The following is a 15,286-nucleotide window of genomic DNA, read 5'->3' on the forward strand; positions in this document are numbered from 1 at the left end:
GGCATTTTAGAAAAGCAGAGCCGGCTCGTTCAGCTTACACCTTGCATCAGACGAGTTTCAAGAGGCAGGTGCACCTCCCTCCCCCTCCGTAGGAAACGAAGCTTACGACTCTAGGAGCTAGATAATCCGTTTTCACATATTGTAAAAAAACCGAAGCTTCAACCACTTCGGTTTTTCATCTAACTATTATTTCTGGTGATTTTGAACAAGTTGTCGCTCTGCTATCTCAATTGCTCGTTTTACCATATTTCCAGCATCTTTAGCTCTGATGCCACCCCAACCTTCTTGTTGCACCACATCATAGAAGCCAAGCTCTTTTGCAAGCTCCTCTTTTAACTGATAAGACATCATTCCACGTCGTTTACTCAATTGTAGCAGCCTCCTTTATGATCTTTCATGGTGACCTTAGTAGTATGGGTTTGATTTCATTCTTTTATAAGGGAGGAATAAATAATATATGTTTAAGGTTTTTAGACAAGGTAAATTTCACTCTAATGGTGATTGAGCGGATAAAGGGGCTATTTAAGAACAAAACAAAAAGCAGCAAACTGTTTGTCTACTGCCCACTAATTGCCATATTTCCTTCTTCGAAGAATGTAAGTTGTACCGTTTCTGTGAGGACATCTGCATAGCTGTAGGATACGCGTTCAAAAGCATTTTCGTCTTGATCTAGTTCTATTACAAATACTGATGGATAAGTCTCTGCTAATACTCCAATGCGCTCAATTGTCTTTCTACGACCACCGTTTGCACGAAGAGTTAACTTTTTTCCTAAATTAGAATCTAACGTCCTTTTGATATCAACCAACGTTTTTCCCATTTCACTCCACCTCACTATACTATACATAGTGTAACACATCACAAAGAAAAATTCAAATAAAACTTAAAATTATAACAACCCTAAAAGCTCTCTGTCAATAACTTTCCTTCAACAATTATCTCCATATGTCTACATTTACTATGCACTACTATTTATTGGAATATGTAAAGAACACAAAAAAACTTTTCATCACATGAAAAAAGCCCTTAACTTATTGTTCGTTAAGAGTCTTCCTCCTCTGAGTGGTCGCGAAAAGGCATACCGGTTCTCAGTACTCCTCGAGTTTCGATTCCACCTAATCCTTTATCTCCTGTAAGTGTGTTTCGCAGTACATCCCAAACATTGACCCGTTCCATAAATGGTGTAAAGCAAATTCTTGCGACAATATATACCGGATCAAGTGCGTGTATGTTCACTCTAGATGGAGAGCTTGCAAAATTTGCCCCTGCTCGAATAAGCGATTCAAAATGCGACTGACACGCTCCAGCGAATATGACAAGTTGATCAAGGTTTGGCTGGATTTTACGCGCTTCTTGAACAGTTTGCACAAAATGTCTTGAATGACGATAAGCTCCTATATCAGACACCTTTCCCTTGCTCTTAGAATAAGCATCATGACCCGTAATGACCAATATATCTGGTCGATACTTCTCCATTAACTCTACAATTTTTAGAGGCATCTCTTTTTCATTGGCATGGACTCCATGAACAGGAACGCCAATTCTTTCATAGAGCTCTAAACATTTTTTTAAGTATAATGGATCCCCATCAATATGAAGAACTCTACCAGGTACCTGGAAGTAATTTTGGTCTGTACTATACCCACCTGTTGCTTGGTATTCGTTTTTTTCACGTATGAGCTGATAATCTTGTTGAAATAGTTGTAAAGACCGATTAGCTTTCGTTTCCAAGCTTTGTCTACGTGTCATTTGCTCTTTTCTATCTACTAGCTTCAAATCATTGTAAGGAGCATCAGCCATCAGTCTAACGTCTTCTCCATATAATAAAACCACCAACTGGTTAAATTCATTTTCATGGATATCCATCACACGAAATAATAAATCGTAATCATATGATTGACGAGCTACTATATCTCCAACTTTAATTCTCATTTTTTCCCCTCCAACTGGGAGGCTGCATTCATCCCAACTGATTACCTAACCTAGAATATGCAATAAAGGGTTTTATTGTGAGAGGCTTTACGTGTTTAACTGGATTATGTAATGATTTTGGGGAGGAAATTATAGCGCTTTAGTACAGAATTGTTTCCCGAGCCATCCAGAATCTTATATTCCAAGAAAAAAACGACCTAATTAGGCCGTTTCATAAATGGATAATAGTTCATCACTTAGTCTTCCAAATTCCTCAATAGAGAGCGTTTCTCCTCGTCTCCTTGGATCAACAGCTGCTTGTGCAAGAGCTTGCTCAATTTCTGGCTTTTTCGCTTTTCCTTCTGGTAAATGGCTCGTTAAATTATTTAAGATCGTTTTTCTTCGTTGACCAAAACTAGCCCTTACCACTTCAAAAAAGAAATCTTCATCCTTTACCATAACTGCCGGTTCATCTCTTACTACTAAACGAATGACAGCAGAATCAACATTTGGCTGTGGCACAAATACGGTCTTAGGGACAATCATCACAGTTTCTGCTTTAGTGTAATATTGAACCGCAATGGAGAGAGACCCATATTCCTTTGTGCTAGGCTTTGCCGCCATTCGGTCTGCTACTTCTTTCTGTAACATAACCGTGATGCTTGACAATGGCAGTCCTTCTGTTAACAGCTTCATAATAATTGGGGTTGTTACGTAATAAGGAAGATTGGCTACTACTTTTACTTCTTCAAAGCCTTTTATCTCTTCGGAAATTAATTCCTCTACGTTTGCTTTTAATATGTCTTGATGAATAACTTTTACATTGTTATAGGGAGATAACGTGTCTTCTAAGATTGGTAAAAGTCTTTGATCAATCTCAAAGGCAATTACTTTCCCAGCTCTTTTTGCCACTTGCTCAGTTAATGCTCCAATACCTGGTCCAATCTCAATAGCCGCAGTTGTAGAGGAGATACCTGCAAAACCAACAATTTTATTTAGTATATTCGTATCAATTAAGAAGTTTTGTCCTAAGCTTTTTTTAAATGAAAATCCATATTTATCTAATATTTCTTTCGTTCTTTTCGGTGTGGCAATATCTTTTTGCATTTATTGCTCCTCCTGGTCTATTTTAACTAACGCTTCCTCTAATCGCTCTTGTGTGATGTGAAACATCTGTAAGCGCTTCTGAAGCTGCTTACCGTTCGTGTAACCTATATTTAAACACTCTCCTAAACGCTCTCTTCTTCCCTTAGCAGAAGGACCTGCGATTAAGCCGTAATAAAGTAAGGTATCGATGGAGATTAGTTCTATCTCTTGCTCATATTCTTGGTGTAATCCAGAAAGCGCATCTCGAATAGACGATATAGATGCATGTTCTACCCCAATGCCTTTCCCATTCTTACCGCGTGCCAAACCTTTGGGCAAGAAAGCATGCTTACAGCCAGGTACATATTGCCTGATGGTATGCCTAATCTTTTCCCCAGGATAGTCAGGATCAGTGAACACAATTATACCTCGAGTCGCCTGTGCATGCTTAATACGATTGAGTATTTCCTCATTAATTGCAGAACCACCTGTTTCGATAGTATCAGCATCTACAGCTCTTTTAATGGCAACTGTATCATCTTTTCCCTCAACCACAATGATTTCTTTTATTTTCATATTTTCCTCCAAAATAGTGAAACTTTCTTCCTTCTATAAACGTCTAAATTATTGAACAGAAACAATAGTATGTATTCTACTTTATTTTATCTATCTTGCCTAATATATATTTACTGAAGCTAGGGTTTTTCTAATCCAAGCTGAACGAGCTGCTTCCGCTTTTCTTTGGCTAGTTCCAGCGGCTAGCTCCTCGAGTCATAAGCCATGTTTCCTGCGCAGGGAAAGTTCACCCTGCTACGGAAACCTGTCTTATGCTTGTCGGAGCTGAGCGAGCCGCTTCCGCTTTTCTTTCTATCATAACAGAAAAAAGCAGAGGTTGAATAACCCCTGCTAGCTAGTTACTAGAAATAGATAGTTAATTAATAATTTTAATTTTTACCTTTTTCCTACCCCAACGATAAGCGGCTTCCTTATCTGGGAAAAATACATCTATTTTGTTTCCTTTAATGGCTCCACCAGTATCCCCAGCGACGGCATAACCGTATCCTTCAACATACACTTTTGTCCCTAATGGAATGACGCTTGGATCCACAGCAATAACTTTTGCCCCAGGGTTGGTTTTTAAATTAATCCCTGTACTTGTTACACCACTACATCCATTACAGCTAGCTGTATAAGCAGTTGAAGAAACGTAAAATTCCTTAGAACTTGATGTATTACTACGTGAAACCACTTGCTGTGGTTGCGGAGGGGCTTTCGTTCCGACTGCAACGATACGTTCTAACGATTCCTTTAGTGTCTCTTCTTTTACTAATTCACGAGATACTTCTTTGCCATTCTCTAAAATTACTTCATAGTGCTTAGCAACTTTACCTTGTTGTCCTTCTTGAACAAGTTGCTCTTTTCCTCTATCAAGGTTGCTGTCATTTTGCGTGACAACCCCGTAATCTATAGCCTCTTCCACTACATCGGTGACTTTTTCAACTCTAGTAACGTTTACTACAGAATCATTTGCTACCAATTCTTCTAAGCTTGGCTCCACTCGGTCAAGATCATTCAATGTGATTTCTTGCTGTTCTAAAAAGTCAGCGACCGTAGTCGAAGTAGACCATACTTGTTGCTCTTCTCCACTAACATTCAAGGTAACTTGGAATGCCTTCTCAATTTCTATTACCAACTTATCTTCGATGGAATCACTTGGATTCACATTCAATTTATCGTGCTCTGTAAGTTTTATATCTTTTTGATCTAATAACTCTTTTACTGTTTTGGTTGTAGTCCACACCATTTGCTCTTCGTTATTCATGACAAGCTTTACTTCTTTGGCTGGGTCCCATACTATTTGCATCGAATCGGTTATCTTTGTATTCTTCGAAGGATGCAAGTGATCCTCAGGATGAACTGAGATATTTAACTCCTTCAGTATATCCGCAACAGTTTTAGCGTGAGTGCGAACTGATACCTCTTCTCCGTCAACATTCACATTAACAGCAGCTTTTGTGCCATGAAAGACACCTAAGCTAAGTATGGTTGAGAAAGCTATGAAACTAGTAATAATAATCGCTAGTTTGGGCTTACTCAACGAACCAGAAAACAGTTTTTTCATGCTATGTAACATGTAAAAAAACGCCTCCTTCTCCTCGGTTGGAATTATATAGACATGTATGTAACTTGTCAACCCTTGCCCTGTTGCTTGACCGTATTGTCTATTATGCAGAATATTTCAAAAAAAGAAAAGTGAAATATATCGACACGATTATCCTATGAAGAGAAGAAGTACGGTAGAACCCTTTTGTTTTCTGTTGAATTTGGACAAGTTACCACTTATTACGACAGGATATTTTGTCATTAAATGCCGAATAACTTTTTAGCATTTGCTGTTGTTTTTTCTGCAACCTCCTCTAACGTCATCCCTCTCAATTCAGCTATTTGATCAGCAACCAAACGCACGTAGCTCGGCTCGTTTCGTTTGCCGCGGTATGGGTGGGGAGTTAAGTATGGACAGTCCGTTTCAATTAAAAGCATTTCCATCGGAATCTCTTTCACTACTTCTTTAGGCTTTTTCGCATTTTTAAATGTTACCGGCCCACCAAAAGAGATATAAAAGTTCATTTCCATACATTCTTTTGCTACTTCAAGGCTTCCAGTAAAGCAATGCATGATACCCCCTACTTCTTTTGCCTCTTCTTCCCTCAAAATTTCTACTACATCAGCAGTTGCATCTCTATTATGAATAATAATGGGTAACCTAACTCTTTTCGCTAATTGAATTTGTTTTCGGAATACTTCTTTTTGTATTTCCTTCGGCGATTTATCCCAATGGTAATCTAGACCCATTTCACCAATCGCAACTACTTTTTTATGGGATGCGAGCTCTTCAATCCATGCTAAATCTTCCTCTGTCATATCAATCGCATCAACTGGGTGCCACCCGACAGCTGCATAGATAAATTCATACTGTTCTACCAATTCCATTGCCCGCTTAATCGTCTTTCGATCAAACCCAACTACGACCATATTCATTACCTTTTCTTTTCGCGCCCGTTCAATTACTTCTAGTAAATCTTCCTCATATTGATCTGCATTTAAATGTACATGTGTATCAAATAGCATAAAAACACTCCTGTTTCGTTTTCGATTCATAAAATTTCATGGAAGTAAATAGGAGGTGTTACCCGCTATCACACGCGAAACACCTCCTATACTCTTGCACCTTACAATAAAAAAGCTTGGTTTATACTTACACTATCCAGAAATTACTTCTATTATTATTTATTTTCCATTCATACCAAAAATTACTTCACTTTTGCTCCAAGTGGTAAGGAAGCGTCAACAGATGCTAAAGATAGGACCCCATCCTTTTCACCAGCCAAAATCATTCCTTCTGAAAGCTCTCCACGAAGTTTCACTGGCTTTAGGTTTGTAACACAAATTACTCGTTTCCCCACTAATTCTTCTGGGGTGTAAAACTTGGCAATACCTGAAACTACTTGCCTTTTTTCATATCCTAAATCTAATTGTAGCTTCAATAATTTATCCGCCTTTTTTACTGGTTCACAATGCGTCACTTCTGCTACACGTAGGTCTATTTTCATAAAATCATCGAAGGTAATCTCTTCTGACACTGGTATTTCCTCGATTTTTTTCTCTTCTACTTTTTCTTCCGCTACTACAGTAGGTTGCATTACTGCTTTAATATGCTCCACTTCTTCCTTTACATCTAATCTAGGAAAAATTGGGTCTGCTTTTTTTGTTTTTGTTCCCTCTGGAATATTTCCAAAGCTTATAAGACTTTCCCAGCTTGTTAGTGACTCACCTACACCTAACTGATCAAAAATCTTATTCGGTGTTCTAGTCAAGAATGGCTTCAATAAAATACCAATATAACGCAAGGATTCAGCTAAATGGCCCATCACTGAAGCAAGCTCTTCTCTCGTTTCCTCCGACTTCGCTAATACCCAAGGTTGGGTTTCATCAATATACTTATTCGTACGGCTCACTAGTTGCCAGATGGACGATAGCGCTACAGAAAACTCCATATTTTCCATCGCTTCTTCATATTTAGTTACCGTTTCTTGAGCAAGCGAACTTAATAAATGGTCAAATTCTGTTATGTTTCCTTTATAAACCGGTACTTCTCCTTCAAAATACTTATCAATCATGGCTACAGTACGATTCAATAAATTACCTAAGTCATTAGCTAAGTCGAAGTTTACACGTTCCACAAAGCCTTCTGGAGTGAAGACACCATCTGAACCAAAAGGAACCTCTCTTAATAAGTAGTAACGAAGAGCATCTAAACCATAGCGATCGATTAAAGTAACCGGATCAACAACATTGCCTTTAGACTTTGACATTTTTCCATCTTTCATTAATAACCATCCATGAGCAAATACTTTCTTTGGTAAAGGTAAGTCTAGAGCCATCAACATGATCGGCCAATAAATGGTGTGAAAACGTACGATTTCTTTCCCAACAAGATGAACATCAGCTGGCCAGTATTTTAAATATTTCTCATCATTATCAGTTCCATAGCCAAGTGCTGTAATATAGTTCGAAAGTGCATCGATCCATACATACACTACATGCTTTGGATCTCCAGGAACCTTAACTCCCCAATCAAAAGAGGTACGCGATACAGCTAAATCCTCTAATCCTGGTTTTATGAAATTATTAATCATTTCATTTTTTCTAGATTCTGGTTGGATGAAACCTGGGTTTTCTTCATAATATTGAAGTAAACGATCAACATATTTTCCCATTCTGAAGAAATAAGATTGTTCTCTTACCAACTCAACAGGGTGCCCACTATCCGGACTTTTTCCTCCAACAACTTTTCCATTCTCCAATACGGGATCTACTAATTGATGTTCACGATAATAAGTTTCATCTGGAACAGAATACCACCCCTCATACTCATCTAAATAGATGTCCCCTTGGTCTAATAGTTGCTTGAAAATCTTTTCCACTACATCCTTGTGACGATTCTCCGTTGTTCGAATAAAATCATCATATGAAATATCCATTTTTCCCCACAACTCTTTTATTCCCGCAACAATATTATCCACATACTCTTGTGATGTGACTCCCTTTTCTTCTGCTTTACGTTGAATCTTTTGACCATGCTCATCTGTCCCGGTTAAATACATAACATCAAAGCCCTTTAGACGTTTGTATCTTGCCATCGCATCCCCAGCAACTGTTGTGTACGCGTGACCAATATGTAATTTATCACTTGGATAATATATAGGCGTTGTAATATAAAATGTTTTTTTATTTTCTACCATCAAAATAACCTCCCTTTCATCGAAACATATTAAAGTAGAAAGCTCTCGCCCAGTGGACGAGAGCTTGAGCGTCTTCTACTTCTACATATGTATCCACATCATAACCTAATTTTTATTACTATTATACATGGATTGGACTAGTATTGTTAAGGATCGAGCATTTTTTTTGATCAAAACAACAACTCAATTTATTGAAAGTCTCTGTTAAACACCGCTGTTGATTTCCGCACGAGGCTTCGCTTTCCGCGGGGCGCTTGTGGAGCCTCCTCGGCTTTCGCCTGCGGGGTCTCCACAAAACGCTACCTCCCGCAGGAGTCTTCACCTCGTGCTCCAATCAACAGTTAGGTACAAAAAAAATCAACACTGTACTTTAACAGAACTATTTGAAATAGGAACTAAAATTGCATGTCGAAACTTTGTCGAATAAAACAGTTGTATTTTGTCGAATCATGTATATAATTAACGTAGTATTCTATTTGAAAATAAGTAATAAATTGTAAAGGTTACCTAATCCTCATTCTATAAAACCTTGATACATCACGTTTTTTTTGTTTTCTTAATACATTTTTTTAAATAAATTCAAGTTTTTTCAATTAAATTAGTTGACGTATTTTGTAAATCTTGTTATGATAAAAGCACATTATATTTGTCGAATAATGACGAAATTGATAGATTATCAGATTTGAAAAAAATATAATTTTCTAATTGAGAGAGGGGTATTTTTCTTATGAAATCTACTGGTATTGTACGTAAAGTTGACGAGCTTGGCCGTGTGGTAATTCCTATCGAGCTTCGCAGAACATTAGGTATCGCAGAGAAGGATGCTTTAGAAATCTATGTGGATGAAGAAAAAATCATCTTAAAGAAATACAAACCAAACATGACTTGCCAAGTAACTGGCGAAGTTTCTGATAACAACTTAACGTTAGCTGATGGAAAAATCATCTTAAGCCGTGAAGGTGCAGAAAAAATCATTGAAGAAATTCAAAACAGCTTAACTACAAAATAATTCACAACTAATAAAGAGGTCGCGTAACTGCGACCTCTTTATTTATAGTTAAAGTTGAATCTAATAAAAAAATCGTTTGACCTTTTAATTACTCTACATGGTACGCTTGATATACTTCTCGTTTAGGAAGCTCTCTTTCCATTGCCACTTGCTTGATCGCTTCTTTAGAAGAATAGCTTTCTCCTTTTATATAATGCTCTACATGCTCTTGTAAGGATAGGTCCTGCCACCATGCATCTTCTTCCGTTTTATCTTCTTCTGTATTACCTTCAATAATAAGGCAACATTCTCCCTTTACGCCCTGTTCTTCATACAATGCGCTTACTTCCGAGATCCGCCCACGGGTAAATTCTTCAAACTTTTTAGTAAGCTCTCTACTTACAACAATCGAACGATCACCTAAGATCTCTTCCATTAAAGTAAGCGTATCCTTTAGACGATGCGGGGACTCATACAGGATAATGGTATCTTGCATTTTCTTTAGCTTTTCTAGTTCTTTTTTCTTTTCCTTTTTCTGTCGATCTAAGAACCCATAAAAATAAAATGGTTGCGATACTAAACCAGAAGCAATGAGTGCTGTTAATGCTGCATTTGCCCCAGGCAATGGAACAACATAAAACTGATCGTTAAGTGCTTCTACTACTAATTCATAGCCCGGATCTGAGATGGATGGCATACCAGCATCACTCACTAGCGCCACATCCTTCCCTTCCTTTAATAGCGCCATTATCTTTGTTCCACTTGGCTGCTTATTATGCTCATGATAGCTTATTAAAGGGGTTGTTATCTCAAAATAATTACATAGCTTTTTCGTTTGCCTTGTATCCTCTGCAGCTATATAATCTACTTCCTTTAACATCCTTAGCGAACGGTAGGTAATATCCTCTAAATTACCGATGGGGGTGGGGACAAGATAAAGTCTACCATCTGTATATTTTTCTGAAAAACTATTCTGTTGCCATATTTTCATCGTTCCATCCCTCATTTAAATACTTTTCTTTTTGTTTTCGGCTTAACTGTTTAAACAGCTTTTCCGCTCGCATTGCTTCTTGCTTCGTCTCGTATGGTTTCTGGTAAATAACCACTACAGGCCTGCGACTTCTTGTATATTTAGCACCTTTTCCTTTATTGTGCGCGGTAATCCGCTTTTCTAAATCATTCGTGTACCCAGCATAATACGATTGGTCCCTGCATTCCAATACATAAAAATAATGCAATTTATTCTCCATATAGCATTTTCCTTACTTCAGGACTATACTCACCTTGTTCATCATAGACAATAAGTGGGGGCAACACCTTCAAATCCGGACTACCATCTTTGATTCCTTCAATTAGTAAAGTATTAGCAGGCTTATCTACTCTCGAATGAACAAACTGAATTCTTTTTGGTTCTAGACGATATTTTCTCATCAATGTCACGATATCAAGAAACCTACCTGGTCTGTGGACAAATGCCACCTTTCCACCCTGCTTCACTATTTGACTGCTCACTCTTACTACATCCTCTAACGTACAATATATTTCATGGCGGGCAATCGCATAATGAAGATTAGCATTAATTTTCTCCTCTTTCTCAGGTACCGGGAAATAAGGGGGATTACATGTAACCACATCAAATTTTCCGTGACCAAGTAAAGCGGGGATTTCCTTAATATCTCTTTGTAGAACCTTCAGTCGATCCGCTAACTGATTGTATTCAAAACTTCTTTGAGCCATATTAGCTAATCTTTCCTGTATCTCCACCCCAGTAATCGTTCCTCTTGTCCTTGTACTTAGTAAGAGCGGAATAATACCATTCCCTGTACAAAGATCCATAATGGCACCTTTTTGAATAGGTACATACGCGAAGCGCGCTAACAAAACCGCATCTAATGAGAAAGAAAAAACAGAAGGACTTTGAATAATTCTTAAATTCTCTGCCAATAAGTAATCTAGTCGTTCATCTTCTACAAGGTGTACCATTTTTCATGACCCTTTCTATGCTTATGTACCCTATTATAACCTAGTCTTTTTAATCAATAGCTTATAACTGTAAGAAAATGCAAGACCTCGAGGGACTAGACGCTGGAGCTGGACGTAACAACCCTAACTTAAACACCTTGCCCTTGAGAGTTTTTTATACTTTCTTACAAAACTATAAAAAAGTCGCCACTGTTAAAAGAGGCGACTTACTTTTTATTAAGAAAGGACAAACAAAATAAACAATCGCCTTCTTTTCGAGGACTTCCAAAATGAAGGTTACAGATATGAAACCCCTCTTGATACAACCTTGCAAGGTTATCATATCCTTCTCCAACATCAGTTTGCTTGTTATGCTCTTTTTGCTCGTTTAACTTCTTCTTCGTCTTCTTCTGCGATACGGACTCTTTTGAAATTTGCTCAAGACGGTTTCGCAAATGACCATTTTCGACTAACACACTGTTGTTTTCTTCGATGATAAGGGCAAGGTGTTCTTTTAATTCTCCGAGCTGTTTATATAAATGTCCGATCTGTTCTTCCATATTGCTTACAGAATCAAAAATTTCTTTCTTGTCCAAATTCTCCACCTCTTAATCTGTGGCTTGTGATGAAACCGCTCCCTCTTGTAATAATTCATCTAGCGTGTATTCAACCACACGTTCTTTTCCTGCTAACTCGACTTGTAATACTCGTTCTAGAATATTTAATCCTACAACACGACCAGAACCACTTGGTGTTTGAATTACCTCATCTAAATCCGGCAATTGCTCTTTCGCTGACTCATACTCGTCATTTTCATATTTTAAACAACACATGAGACGACCACAAAGACCAGAAATTTTCGAGGGATTTAAGGACAAGTTTTGATCCTTCGCCATCTTGATAGATACTGGTTCGAAATCACCTAAGAAGGTAGAACAACAGAGCATTCGACCACACGGGCCAATACCACCCAGTAGTTTAGCCTCGTCGCGTACTCCAATTTGACGAAGCTCGATTCGAGTGCGGAAGATAGATGCTAAATCTTTTACAAGCTCTCTAAAATCTACACGTCCATCAGCGGTAAAATAAAAGATTATTTTATTACGGTCAAATGTGTATTCCACATCTACTAGTTTCATATCTAACCCATGATCAGTTACTTTCGTAAAGCAAACATCAAATGCTTCTTTGGCAGCTTTCTTATTTTCATCTACAATAAGACGATCTTTCTGATCAGCAATACGAAGCACCTTTTTTAATGGAAGAACTACATCATTTTCCTCCACTTGTTTTCTCCCTATGACTGCTTTACCGAATTCCACACCACGTACTGTTTCGACAATGACATATTCATTATCTGTTATATCAAGCCCATTTGGGTCAAAATAGTATATTTTACCTGCTTTTTTGAATCGAACTCCTACTACTTCATACAAACTAATATCCCTCCTGCAAGTTTAACGCTAATTGTTCCATGAGAAGGTGCGGATTCACATTCGATGCTAACCGAGACTTGCTTTGTAATATATAGGATAAATGCCTAGTTACACGTTGCTGAGTCGTCTGGAGTGCAAATTTTTCAATTTGTTCCTTCTCATCCACAAAGACTAGCTGTTCTTGTCGCTCTAACTGGGCATATAACATATCTTTATAAATAAATAGCATTAAATCTAAACCTATCTCTAATTGCTTTCTTTCTTGAAAATGAGGCATCCATTTTTCCTGAATAAACAGCAACGCTTGTTGTTGTCTTCCAAATAACGCTTCATACAATTTTATCACTAAGCTTCTAGCTAGCGCAAACCAATCATCTCGACATAATTCTACTGCTTCTTCTAAACTGTTGGTTAAGTGAGAAGCTGTTCTTGCTAAAGGCATCGGGATGCCCTCTTCTACTAGCTTATCAACTAGTCTTAAAGAGGTTAGCGCAGAGAAAGACAATGGCTGACAGCGCGAAATAATTGTATTTAGCATTTGATGTACATTTTCTGTTAACAAAAATGCGAATGTTTCTTGATTTGGTTCCTCTAAAAATTTTAATAAGCTATTGGCTGCATTCGTTGTCATCTTATCTGCATGCTCAATGATATATATTTTTCTTTTAGACTCCAAACCGGTTTTCGTAAACTCTTCTTGCAAGAATTGTATTTGTTGTTTTTTTATCGAATTACCATCTGGTTCAAGAACATGAACATCAGGATGATTTCGTGAATCTATCCGCTTACAATTCGAACAGCTTTGGCACGGATCTACTCCTCTTCGCTCTCTACACAACAAGCTCTTAGCAAAAAGGTAGCTTACTTCCTTTTTTCCTGTACCCTTCATACCGTCTAATAAATAGGCATGCGCTATTCGATTACGTTCAAGACTATTCGTTATAATTCTTGATACGGTAGGTTGATAGTCTAAGTCTGACCAACTTTTCATCACCATCATCACTCACTTACTTACATATATAAATTAATGAGTAGACCCTTTATCTCTCCGATACTACTCAAAATATTTATCCTTGTTTTTTCTTGATTCATTACATCTTCTGTTAAAGATATTAACGATTCATCTACTTGCTTGACGATTTGTAAATGCCTAGACTGACCGTCATTTGTCCAATGATGAGACTGATTGAGTTCCATTCCAAATTCAACAGACTCTTCCATAAACCGTTTTACTAACGTTTTATATTTTGCTAAATCCTGAAATGTTCGCGAATTTCCCAGTCTATTCCCTGCTACCTCAATATCTCTCATTAAAGTATGCAACTGTTCCGACTGTAACTTATAGGAGTGTTTTTGGATAATCTCCCCAAATCCCGCTCGCGAAGAAGTCTCACCTTTTACATCTATTCTACTTTTATCTACATTCGTTCGAAGATCAGTTGAAATTTTCAAATAAGAACGTTCCTTTCATATAAGAAAAGCATGACCAGCAACACCAGACACTAACCATGCTTGGTGAAAATCAACTAAAGAGAGCAACTTAACAGCTGCTTAAAGATTAATATTGGTGAAATTGCTCTACCGGTAAAACAAAGACCGTAGCTCCTCCAACTTCCACCTCAACAGGATATGGTACATAAGAATCTGCATTTCCACCCATTGGAGACACAGGTGCAACAAGCTGTTGACGATGCTGACAGTTTTCTTTAATAATATCCAATGCTTTTTGTACACGAATATCCTCTGTACCTATCATAAATGTCGTATTTCCCGACTTTAAAAATCCACCAGTACTAGCTAGCTTTGTAGCACGAAAATTGTGTTCCACAAGTGCACTCAATAGCTTATTACTATCTTTATCCTGAACAACAGCCATTATCAGTTTCATCTAATATGTACCTCCTTTATTTTACCATTAATATGAATTTACTTCATTACATCATTATTGGTAATTTATTATTAATAACCATTCTTTTTTAAATAAGCAATTAACTCTTCCTTCACTGTATCATACACAGAATGAAAGTCCCGAGATGCATCGATTACTAAAAAGCGATCCTGATACTTTTCTATAACCTTGTCATACCCCTCTTTTACCTTATAATGAAAATCTACTTTCTCTTGATCTAAACGGTTTATTTCTCGTTTATTATTCGCCGCAATTCGTTTAAGTCCTTCTTCTGGATCAACGTCAAAATAAATAGTTAAGGATGGCATCTGCTTTTCCGTCGCAAATTCATTGATACTTAAAACTTCCTCAACCCCTATTCCTCGGGCATACCCTTGATACGCTAAAGAACTATCGATAAAACGATCACATAGTACAATTTTATTTTCCTTTATTGCTGGGAAAACTCGCTCCACTAAATGCTGACGACGCGCCGCAGCATATAAAAGTGCTTCGGTTCTAGCATCCATTTCCGTATTGTTACAATCTAGTATTACGCTTCGAATCTGTTCGGAAATCTTAATGCCACCTGGTTCACGGGTTAACAAAACTGGATAATTCTCTGAAGCTAACTCGGTAGCTATCTTCTGTATAACAGATGTTTTCCCAGCACCCTCAGGTCCCTCAAACGTAATAAACAGTCCACTCACAA

Annotated in this window: 18 protein-coding genes; 1 reads left to right on the forward strand and 17 read right to left on the reverse strand. The window is 37.6% G+C overall.

Annotation, left to right across the window (positions count from 1 at the left end; genetic code table 11):
- Window positions 1–186: 186 nt before the first annotated feature.
- The 8 genes from BK580_RS00215 to metG form a co-directional block, all read right to left on the reverse strand.
- A complete protein-coding gene (locus tag BK580_RS00215) occupies window positions 187–369 on the reverse strand; it encodes a small, acid-soluble spore protein, alpha/beta type (protein WP_078378394.1) in 183 nt (60 codons plus the stop codon).
- Between the two features lie 187 nt (window positions 370–556).
- Window positions 557–820 carry a biofilm formation stimulator Veg gene (veg, locus tag BK580_RS00220; protein WP_078378395.1) on the reverse strand — a complete coding sequence of 88 codons (264 nt, stop codon included), beginning with the start codon at window positions 818–820 and terminating at the stop codon, window positions 557–559.
- 221 nt (window positions 821–1,041) lie between these two features.
- Window positions 1,042–1,932: a sporulation peptidase YabG gene (gene yabG / locus BK580_RS00225; RefSeq protein ID WP_078378396.1), complete on the reverse strand. Its 891-nt coding sequence runs from the start codon at window positions 1,930–1,932 to the stop codon at window positions 1,042–1,044.
- Window positions 1,933–2,133: 201 nt separating this feature from the next.
- The gene (gene rsmA / locus BK580_RS00230; RefSeq protein WP_078378397.1) at window positions 2,134–3,018 is read right to left on the reverse strand and encodes a 16S rRNA (adenine(1518)-N(6)/adenine(1519)-N(6))-dimethyltransferase RsmA; all 885 of its coding nucleotides are present in this window, start codon (window positions 3,016–3,018) and stop codon (window positions 2,134–2,136) included.
- Window positions 3,019–3,573, reverse strand: a complete 555-nt coding sequence (gene rnmV, locus BK580_RS00235; RefSeq protein ID WP_078378398.1) for a ribonuclease M5 — start codon at window positions 3,571–3,573, stop codon at window positions 3,019–3,021. It lies immediately after the preceding gene.
- Window positions 3,574–3,928: 355 nt separating this feature from the next.
- A complete protein-coding gene (locus tag BK580_RS00240) occupies window positions 3,929–5,131 on the reverse strand; it encodes a resuscitation-promoting factor (RefSeq protein WP_078378399.1) in 1,203 nt (400 codons plus the stop codon).
- A 230-nt stretch (window positions 5,132–5,361) separates the two neighbouring features.
- Window positions 5,362–6,126: a TatD family hydrolase gene (locus BK580_RS00245; protein ID WP_078378400.1), complete on the reverse strand. Its 765-nt coding sequence runs from the start codon at window positions 6,124–6,126 to the stop codon at window positions 5,362–5,364.
- Between the two features lie 182 nt (window positions 6,127–6,308).
- Window positions 6,309–8,300 (reverse strand): methionine--tRNA ligase, encoded by a 1,992-nt coding sequence (gene metG, locus BK580_RS00250; RefSeq protein ID WP_078378401.1) that lies wholly within the window; start codon window positions 8,298–8,300, stop codon window positions 6,309–6,311.
- A gap of 727 nt (window positions 8,301–9,027) precedes the next feature.
- Between metG and BK580_RS00255 the strand changes: the two genes are divergently transcribed.
- Complete coding sequence (locus BK580_RS00255) at window positions 9,028–9,309, forward strand: transition state genes transcriptional regulator AbrB (RefSeq protein ID WP_078378402.1); 282 nt, start codon at window positions 9,028–9,030, stop codon at window positions 9,307–9,309.
- Between the two features lie 88 nt (window positions 9,310–9,397).
- Here BK580_RS00255 and rsmI read toward each other — a convergent pair whose 3' ends face one another.
- From rsmI to tmk, 9 genes are all read right to left on the reverse strand, one after another.
- A complete protein-coding gene (rsmI, locus tag BK580_RS00260; protein ID WP_078382590.1) occupies window positions 9,398–10,273 on the reverse strand; it encodes a 16S rRNA (cytidine(1402)-2'-O)-methyltransferase in 876 nt (291 codons plus the stop codon).
- On the reverse strand, window positions 10,257–10,538 hold the full coding sequence (locus BK580_RS00265) for a GIY-YIG nuclease family protein (RefSeq protein ID WP_078378403.1): 282 nt from the start codon (window positions 10,536–10,538) through the stop codon (window positions 10,257–10,259). The genes rsmI and BK580_RS00265 overlap by 17 nt, the downstream gene beginning before the upstream one ends.
- On the reverse strand, window positions 10,528–11,271 hold the full coding sequence (locus BK580_RS00270; protein ID WP_078378404.1) for a tRNA1(Val) (adenine(37)-N6)-methyltransferase: 744 nt from the start codon (window positions 11,269–11,271) through the stop codon (window positions 10,528–10,530). The genes BK580_RS00265 and BK580_RS00270 overlap by 11 nt, the downstream gene beginning before the upstream one ends.
- 206 nt (window positions 11,272–11,477) lie before the next feature.
- Window positions 11,478–11,846, reverse strand: a complete 369-nt coding sequence (yabA, locus tag BK580_RS00275) for a DNA replication initiation control protein YabA (protein WP_078378405.1) — start codon at window positions 11,844–11,846, stop codon at window positions 11,478–11,480.
- A 12-nt stretch (window positions 11,847–11,858) separates the two neighbouring features.
- A complete protein-coding gene (locus BK580_RS00280; RefSeq protein WP_078378406.1) occupies window positions 11,859–12,686 on the reverse strand; it encodes a PSP1 domain-containing protein in 828 nt (275 codons plus the stop codon).
- Window position 12,687: 1 nt separating this feature from the next.
- Window positions 12,688–13,680, reverse strand: a complete 993-nt coding sequence (gene holB, locus BK580_RS00285) for a DNA polymerase III subunit delta' (protein WP_211279065.1) — start codon at window positions 13,678–13,680, stop codon at window positions 12,688–12,690.
- A gap of 17 nt (window positions 13,681–13,697) precedes the next feature.
- Entirely contained in the window at window positions 13,698–14,138 is a 441-nt protein-coding gene (locus BK580_RS00290; protein ID WP_078378408.1) for a YaaR family protein, read from the reverse strand.
- Window positions 14,139–14,244: 106 nt separating this feature from the next.
- Window positions 14,245–14,574, reverse strand: coding sequence for a cyclic-di-AMP receptor (locus BK580_RS00295; RefSeq protein ID WP_078378409.1), 330 nt, complete (start codon window positions 14,572–14,574; stop codon window positions 14,245–14,247).
- Between the two features lie 71 nt (window positions 14,575–14,645).
- Window positions 14,646–15,284 (reverse strand): dTMP kinase, encoded by a 639-nt coding sequence (gene tmk / locus BK580_RS00300; RefSeq protein ID WP_078378410.1) that lies wholly within the window; start codon window positions 15,282–15,284, stop codon window positions 14,646–14,648.
- Window positions 15,285–15,286 lie beyond the last annotated feature (2 nt).

This window comes from Sutcliffiella halmapala (genome assembly GCF_002019665.1).
GTDB classification, from domain to species: domain Bacteria; phylum Bacillota; class Bacilli; order Bacillales; family Bacillaceae_I; genus Sutcliffiella_A; species Sutcliffiella_A halmapala.

Excerpts from the sequence above, each read along its gene's own strand:
- yabG (WP_078378396.1), bottom strand. The coding sequence starts at position 1,932 with ATGAGAATTAAAGTTGGAGATATAGTAGCTCGTCAATCATATGATTAC.
- BK580_RS00245 (WP_078378400.1), bottom strand. The coding sequence starts at position 6,126 with ATGCTATTTGATACACATGTACATTTAAATGCAGATCAATATGAGGAA.
- BK580_RS00255 (WP_078378402.1), top strand. The coding sequence starts at position 9,028 with ATGAAATCTACTGGTATTGTACGTAAAGTTGACGAGCTTGGCCGTGTG.
- rsmA (WP_078378397.1), bottom strand. The coding sequence starts at position 3,018 with ATGCAAAAAGATATTGCCACACCGAAAAGAACGAAAGAAATATTAGAT.
- BK580_RS00270 (WP_078378404.1), bottom strand. The coding sequence starts at position 11,271 with ATGGTACACCTTGTAGAAGATGAACGACTAGATTACTTATTGGCAGAG.
- BK580_RS00240 (WP_078378399.1), bottom strand. The coding sequence starts at position 5,131 with ATGTTACATAGCATGAAAAAACTGTTTTCTGGTTCGTTGAGTAAGCCC.
- metG (WP_078378401.1), bottom strand. The coding sequence starts at position 8,300 with ATGGTAGAAAATAAAAAAACATTTTATATTACAACGCCTATATATTAT.
- BK580_RS00295 (WP_078378409.1), bottom strand. The coding sequence starts at position 14,574 with ATGAAACTGATAATGGCTGTTGTTCAGGATAAAGATAGTAATAAGCTA.
- rnmV (WP_078378398.1), bottom strand. The coding sequence starts at position 3,573 with ATGAAAATAAAAGAAATCATTGTGGTTGAGGGAAAAGATGATACAGTT.
- BK580_RS00265 (WP_078378403.1), bottom strand. The coding sequence starts at position 10,538 with ATGGAGAATAAATTGCATTATTTTTATGTATTGGAATGCAGGGACCAA.
- veg (WP_078378395.1), bottom strand. The coding sequence starts at position 820 with ATGGGAAAAACGTTGGTTGATATCAAAAGGACGTTAGATTCTAATTTA.